The organism is Bradyrhizobium sp. P5_C11_2 (genome assembly GCF_054049755.1).
Genome location: NZ_JBFULT010000470.1, coordinates 1 through 5,964, shown reverse-complemented (window position 1 = coordinate 5,964; position 5,964 = coordinate 1). Strand labels below are relative to the sequence as shown.

Sequence of the window (5,964 nt, the reverse complement as noted above, 5' to 3'; positions counted from 1 at the left end):
GTGCCGGGCATGGCGATCGTGCTAGGCATCGACAAGTTCATGAGCGAATGCCGCGCGCTGACCAATCTGAGCGGCAACGGCGTCGCGTGCGTGATCGTCGCCTGGTGGGAGGGTGAGCTCGACCGCGACAAGCTCAACGCGCGGCTGAACCAGCAGATCGATCCGACCGACATGGAAACGGCGATCACGACGGACTGATCCGCCAATTGCCTGCGGCGGCGCAATGCGCCGTCAGGTCTTGAAGTAACAGGGCTGGTCGAGATCCTCGATCAGCCCTTTTTCTTTTGGTGCCCAGCCGAGCAGGGCGCGCGTTTTCGCGCTCGATGTGGGAACGTCGATGGCGGCAAATCGCGCGAACCAGCCAAAATGGGACTCGGCTTCGTCGGCCGATTTCGAGACCACGGGCACGGCCGCTCTCTTGCCGATCACTTCCGCAATCGTCTTGAAGGGGACGCCTTCCTCGGCGATGGCGTGATAGCGCCCGGCGGACGCGCCTTGCTCGAGCGCAAGCCGATAGACGCGCGCGGCGTCGAAACGGTGAACGGCCGGCCAGCGGTTGTTGCCCTCGCCGATATAGGCTGCGGCTCCCTTTTCGCGGGCGATCGCAATCAGGCGCGGCACGAAGCCGTGGTCGCCTTCGCCATGGGTCGTGGGCGGCAGCCGCACGATGCCGGCGCGGACGCCGCGCTCCCTGAGATCTTCGGCGGTCGCTTCCGAGACGCGCGGAAAGTGGCGGGCCGCCGCATCGTCCTCGGTCGCGAGCCGCCCGGGCGCAAGCAATGCCACGCCCGACGTGACGATGAGCGGACGCTCGGAGCCCTTCAGCTCCTCGCCGAGCGCGAGGATGGCGCGGCGGTCGAGCTCGCAATTGTCGGCGAATTTCGAGAAATCGTGGTTGAAGGCGAGGTGTAGCACGCCATCGGAGGCGGCCGCACCGCTGCGCAGGGAGGCGTGGTCCTCCAGCGAGCCGCGATGGACCGCCGCGCCCATCGCGGTGAGGGCGGCCGCGCCGGCATCGGTCCGGGCAAGACCGGTAACGCTGTGGCCGGCGGCGATCAGCTCCCGAACGACGGCGGAGCCGACGAAGCCGGTGGCGCCAGTGACGAATACACGCATAAGCAGTCTCCAGGGATCGGAAGAGGGTTGGTGGAGAGGACCATCTGCGCTAGGATTATCCGGGTAAAGTAGTGACCTTATCGGGGTATAACAGCTAACAGGATGAGCGAAACCGCTTCGGCCGAAAACCTGCTCGGGGCCTATCTCAGGGATCGCCGCACCCGGCTGGACGCCGCTGCGTTCGGCCTCAGCGGCAGCCGCAGGCGCACGCCCGGGCTGCGGCGTGAGGAGGTGGCGCAACGCGCCAATATCAGTTCGACCTGGTACACCTGGCTGGAGCAGGGCCGCGGCGGCGCGCCATCAGCCGACGTGCTCGACCGTATCGCCCGCGCCCTGATGCTGACCGATGTCGAGCGCGAGCATCTGTTCCTGATTGGCCTCGGCCGCCCGCCCGAGGTGCGCTATCGGGCCGCCGAAGGCGTTTCGCCGCGACTCCAGCGCGTGCTCGATGCGCTCGCATTCAGCCCGGCTTTGGTGCGGACCGCGACCTGGGATGTCGTCGCCTGGAATCGAGCCGCGACCGCCGTGCTCACGGACTATGGCGCGATCCCGCCGGGACAGCGCAACATCCTGCGCTTCATCTTCTGCGATCCGCGCGTGCGCGCCGCGCAATATGACTGGGACAGCGTGGCGCGCTTCGTGGTGGCCGCTTTCAGGGCGGACGCCGCCCGCGCGGGCGCGGTCTCGCATGTCGCCGATTTCGTCGACGAGCTGTGCCGCACCAGTCCTGAGTTCGCGGCGCTCTGGCGCGACAACGACGTGCGCCATCATGGCGACGGCACCAAGCGGCTGCGGCATCCCGTCCACGGCACCATGTCGTTCGAATATTCGAGCTTCAATGTCGAGGGCCGCTCCGATCTCAGCATGATCGTCTACAATCCGGCGACGCCTGAAGATGCCGACCGCATCAGGCAGCTGCTGGCCGAACGGGCCGACTGACGGAATTTGCCAGCTCGCGCGTTTAACCCGCATCTGACTTCGAAAGGGCGGGCATCGTGGGCAAGGCGGCAGTCGACCGGATTGTGTTGCAGGCGGCGGAGCATTTTGCGGCGGGGCAGCCTGACGAGGCCGACGCGCTCTGCGCGGAGGTGCTGAAGGCGGCGCCGGATCATGTGCCGGCGCTGCATCTTGCCGCCGTCGCCGCCTTCGTCACCGACCGCGCGACCGAGGGTGCTGCGCTGCTCGACCGCGTCTTCAACATCGACCCCGACCATGCGCCGGCGCTGGTCACGTTGGGCGACGCGCTTGCGGTGAAGGGCGAGCACGAGGGCGCGGTGGCGGCATTCCAGCGCGCTCTTCGCCGGCGGCCGGACGATRCCGGCCTGCACAACAAGCTTGGCGTGGCTTTTGGCGAGCTCGCGCGCTTCGACGAGGCCGAGGCGGCCTATCGCTGCGCGCTCGCGCTCGATGCGCATCTGACGCGAGCCGGCTTCAACCTCGCCGTCGCGCTCGCGGAGCAGGGGCGACTGACCGAGGCGGAAGAGGCCTATCGGGCGGTGATTGCGCGGGAGCCGGCCTATCGCGGCGTCTGGCTCAATCTCGGCAACGTTCTTGCGGACCAGAACAGGCTCGCCGAGGCCGAGGCCGCCTATCGTCGCGCCCTCGACGCCGATCCCGATGATCCCGGGCTGCTGTGCAATCTCGGCGCTGCGCTCTATCGCCAGGGGCTGCTCGAGGACGCGATCGCGCAGTATCGCCGCGCGATTGCGGTTGCGCCGGACAACGTCGCGGGGCTGCGCCTGCTCGGCCTGGTTCTGCACGAGGCCGGTCATCTGCGCGAGGCGGCCTCGATCTACCGGCGGACATTTGCGCGCGATCCGGCGGATCATGTGATCGCGAGCAATCTCGGCGCCTGTCTCTCCGAGCTCGGCACGCTCGACGACGCCATCGCGGCCTGCGAGCACGCGCTGCTGCTCAAGCCCGATCATGCGCCGGCCTGGACCAATCTCGGCATCATCTTCGAGAAGCAGGATCGCGCCGAGGACGCGGTTGCCGCGCACCGCTGCGCGGTCGTGGCCGATCCCTTCTATGCCAAGGGCCACGCCAATCTCGCGGTCGCACTGCGCAACGCCGGCGAGATCGACGAAGCGCTCGCGGTCTCGCGTCAAGCCGTCGCGCTCGCTCCGGACCAGCCGCTGGCGCAGTACAATCACGCGCATTTCCTGCTGCTGAACGGCGACTTCGGCAACGGCTTCGAAGCCTATCGGTGGCGGCGCAGATGCAAGACGCTGTCGGACGGCGATCCGACCTTCAGCCAGCCGGAGTGGCAGGGCGAGCCGCTCGACGGCCGCACATTGCTGCTGTTCGCCGAATACGGGCTCGGCGATGCCCTGCACTTCGTGCGTTATCTGCCGATGGTGGCCGCGAGAGGAGGCAGGATCATCCTGCAGGTTCAGCCCGCGCTCGCCTCGCTGCTGCGACAGCTATCAGATGTCATCGTGATCCCGCGCGGCGAACTGCTGCCGCCGTTCGACCTGCAACTGCCGCTGATGAGCCTGCCGCGACTGTTCGGCACCACGCTGGACGGCATTCCCGCCGACATTCCCTATCTGCATCCCGATCCCGCGAAACTGTCGCGCTGGCGTGCCGCGCTCGATGGCGTGACGGCATTGAAGGTCGGTGTGGTCTGGGCCGGCAATGCCGGGCACAAGGGCGACCGGCAGCGGTCGCTATCGGCCGAGGCCGTGCTGCCGCGCCTCGTCATGCCGGGCGTCCAGCTCTACAGCCTGCAAAAGGAGCCGCGGCCAGACGATGGTCCGGTGCTTGCGGCGCTCGGCGWCGAGATCATCGAWCTGGCGCCAGCGCTCGGCGATTTTTCCGATACGGCAGCAGCCGTCGCGGCGCTCGATCTCGTCGTTGCCGTCGACACGTCGGTCGCCCATCTCGCCGGCGCGCTCGGCCGTCCGGTGTGGATGCTCACGCCTTACGCGCTCGACTGGCGCTGGCTGCGCGATCGCGAGGACAGTCCCTGGTATCCGACCATGCGACTGTTCCGCCAGCGCAGGCCGCGGGAATGGGATGCCCCCCTGATGCGCCTGTCGGCCGCGCTCGCGGTCCTCGCCGCGAAAGCCGAGGGCTAGAACCGCTCCGGCCGGTATGGTGCCGGATCGATCGACGGCGTCTCGCCGCTCATCATCTCGGCGAGCAGACGTCCCGTCGCCGGGCCCAGCGTAAAGCCCTGGTGGCCGTGGCCAAAGTTCATCCAGAGGCCGGGGTGGCGCGGGGCACGGCCGAGCACCGGCAGCATATCTGGCGTGCAGGGGCGGGTGCCGAACCACGGGTCGGGCTCGGCGCGCTTGCCGAGATCAATCAACTCGCGGGCGGAGGCTTCGGCACTGGCGAGCTGCACCGGCGTTGCGAGCGCGTCAGGGCCAGTCAGCTCGGCGCCGGTGGTGATGCGGATGCCCTTGGCCATCGGGCCCATGGCGTAGCCGTTGCCCTTGTCGACCAGCGGCAGATCGAGCGACGCGCCACCGCTGTAATGCATGTGGTAGCCGCGCTTGCGCACCAGCGGAATGCGATAGCCGAACTTGTGCAACAGATCCGGCGACCACGGCCCGAGCGTGACGACGGCGTTGGCGGCATCGATGCGACCCTGGTCGGTGTTGACCGACCAGCCGGTTGCGGTCTGCTGCAAGCTTTGGGCATCACCGAGCACAATCGAGCCGCCTAAACGCTCGAACAATTCGGCATAGGCCGTGACCAGCGCACCTGGATCTGACACGGTCCAGGTGTCGAGCCAGTGGATGGCGCCGGGAAGATCGTCGCGCAGGATCGGTTCGGCCTTGGCGAGCTCGCTGCCCGACAGTACGCGAAAGTTCACGCCGAATTCGCGCTGGTCTTCCTCCGCGGCCTTGATCGACAGATCCATCGACGCGGCGTCGCGAAACAGCGCCCGATAGCCGGCGCGCCGGATCAGATTGTCGGCGTGGGCCTCGCGGATGAGGATGTCGTGCTCGGGCGTCGCATAGGCGATCAGCCGCGCCCAGGCTTCGATCGCTTCGCGATGCCGCTTCGGCGCCGAGTGCCACCAATAGCGCAGCAGTGGCTCGACGTGGAGATGGAGGGATGAAAGGCTGTAGCGCACGTCGTTGGTGCGGCCGGTCGCGATCTTCAGGAGCGAGGCGAGGTCGCGCGGCATCGGATAGGGCCGCACCGCCTCCGCCTGGATCATGCCGGCATTGCCGTAGCTGGTCTCGCGGCCGGGCTCCCTGCGGTCGACGAGGGTGACCGACCAGCCGCGGCGCTGGAGATGCAGCGCGGCGCCCACCCCCACCATGCCACCGCCGAGAACGATTGCGCTTTGCATCGGGAAGGATCTCCTGTCAGGCCGGGCTCGGCGCGAGCTTGGCCTGTGCGGTATTGATCGTCGCGGCGACGACGACCGACATCGCGGTCATCGCCACGATGGATTTGAAGAAGTAGACCAGCGATTGATAGACGATCAGCACCGTGAGCGTCTCCGACTTGTACATGACGTAGAGGAAGATGCCGGTCAATGCGGAGCTGCCGGTGGACAAATCAGTCATGCTCATCTCCGGTTCACCGGCGATCCGGCGGCACTGCTGGCTCTCGTGTTGGCCTATTCCCAGGTGAGGAAGTCCGCTGCCGCCGACAGCGGCGGCGCCACGGCAAGCCGCGCCAGGTCGGGCAACGGCCGGCATAATTGTGGTTCGCCCGCAAACGCAGCCTCGAGGCTCGCGGCAACCGAGAGCACGATGGCGTCGCCGCCGCGCGGACCCACGATCTGGAGGCCGAAGGGCATGCCGGCTTCGTCGACGCCGACGGGCAGGCTGATCGCGGGATGGCCGGCGAGGGTGACGGCATAGGCGAGCGCGAGCCAGTGGA

At 67.8% G+C, this 5,964-nt stretch carries 6 protein-coding genes and 1 pseudogene; 3 read left to right on the top strand and 4 right to left on the bottom strand.

Translation table 11 applies throughout. The features are described 5' to 3' along the window. Positions 1-198 (top strand): annotated as a pseudogene (locus ACXJL8_RS31310) (dicarboxylate/amino acid:cation symporter); the annotation flags it as partial. Positions 199-231: 33 nt separating this feature from the next. On the opposite strand, the gene ACXJL8_RS31305 reads toward ACXJL8_RS31310, so the two are convergent. Continuing rightward, positions 232-1,116 (bottom strand): SDR family oxidoreductase, encoded by an 885-nt coding sequence (locus ACXJL8_RS31305; RefSeq protein WP_456621196.1) that lies wholly within the window; start codon positions 1,114-1,116, stop codon positions 232-234. Positions 1,117-1,218: 102 nt separating this feature from the next. Between ACXJL8_RS31305 and ACXJL8_RS31300 the strand changes: the two genes are divergently transcribed. Further along, positions 1,219-2,055, top strand: coding sequence for a helix-turn-helix transcriptional regulator (locus ACXJL8_RS31300; RefSeq protein WP_456621195.1), 837 nt, complete (start codon positions 1,219-1,221; stop codon positions 2,053-2,055). Between the two features lie 56 nt (positions 2,056-2,111). After that, positions 2,112-4,196: a tetratricopeptide repeat protein gene (locus ACXJL8_RS31295; protein ID WP_456686174.1), complete on the top strand. Its 2,085-nt coding sequence runs from the start codon at positions 2,112-2,114 to the stop codon at positions 4,194-4,196. Here ACXJL8_RS31295 and ACXJL8_RS31290 read toward each other — a convergent pair. The 3 genes from ACXJL8_RS31290 to ACXJL8_RS31280 all read right to left on the bottom strand — a co-directional run. Further along, entirely contained in the window at positions 4,193-5,425 is a 1,233-nt protein-coding gene (locus ACXJL8_RS31290) for an NAD(P)/FAD-dependent oxidoreductase (RefSeq protein ID WP_456621193.1), read from the bottom strand. The two genes, ACXJL8_RS31295 and ACXJL8_RS31290, sit on opposite strands and share 4 nt — an antisense overlap. A gap of 16 nt (positions 5,426-5,441) precedes the next feature. Further along, positions 5,442-5,645 (bottom strand): hypothetical protein, encoded by a 204-nt coding sequence (locus tag ACXJL8_RS31285; RefSeq protein WP_456621192.1) that lies wholly within the window; start codon positions 5,643-5,645, stop codon positions 5,442-5,444. 53 nt (positions 5,646-5,698) lie between these two features. After that, a partial coding sequence (locus ACXJL8_RS31280; RefSeq protein ID WP_456686173.1) for an amidase family protein occupies positions 5,699-5,964 on the bottom strand: 266 nt, incomplete at its 5' end.

Bases quoted from the DNA above. Each gene is read 5' to 3' on its own strand.
- ACXJL8_RS31290 (WP_456621193.1), bottom strand. From the start codon at position 5,425: ATGCAAAGCGCAATCGTTCTCGGCGGTGGCATGGTGGGGGTGGGCGCC.
- ACXJL8_RS31300 (WP_456621195.1), top strand. From the start codon at position 1,219: ATGAGCGAAACCGCTTCGGCCGAAAACCTGCTCGGGGCCTATCTCAGG.
- ACXJL8_RS31305 (WP_456621196.1), bottom strand. From the start codon at position 1,116: ATGCGTGTATTCGTCACTGGCGCCACCGGCTTCGTCGGCTCCGCCGTC.
- ACXJL8_RS31285 (WP_456621192.1), bottom strand. From the start codon at position 5,645: ATGACTGATTTGTCCACCGGCAGCTCCGCATTGACCGGCATCTTCCTC.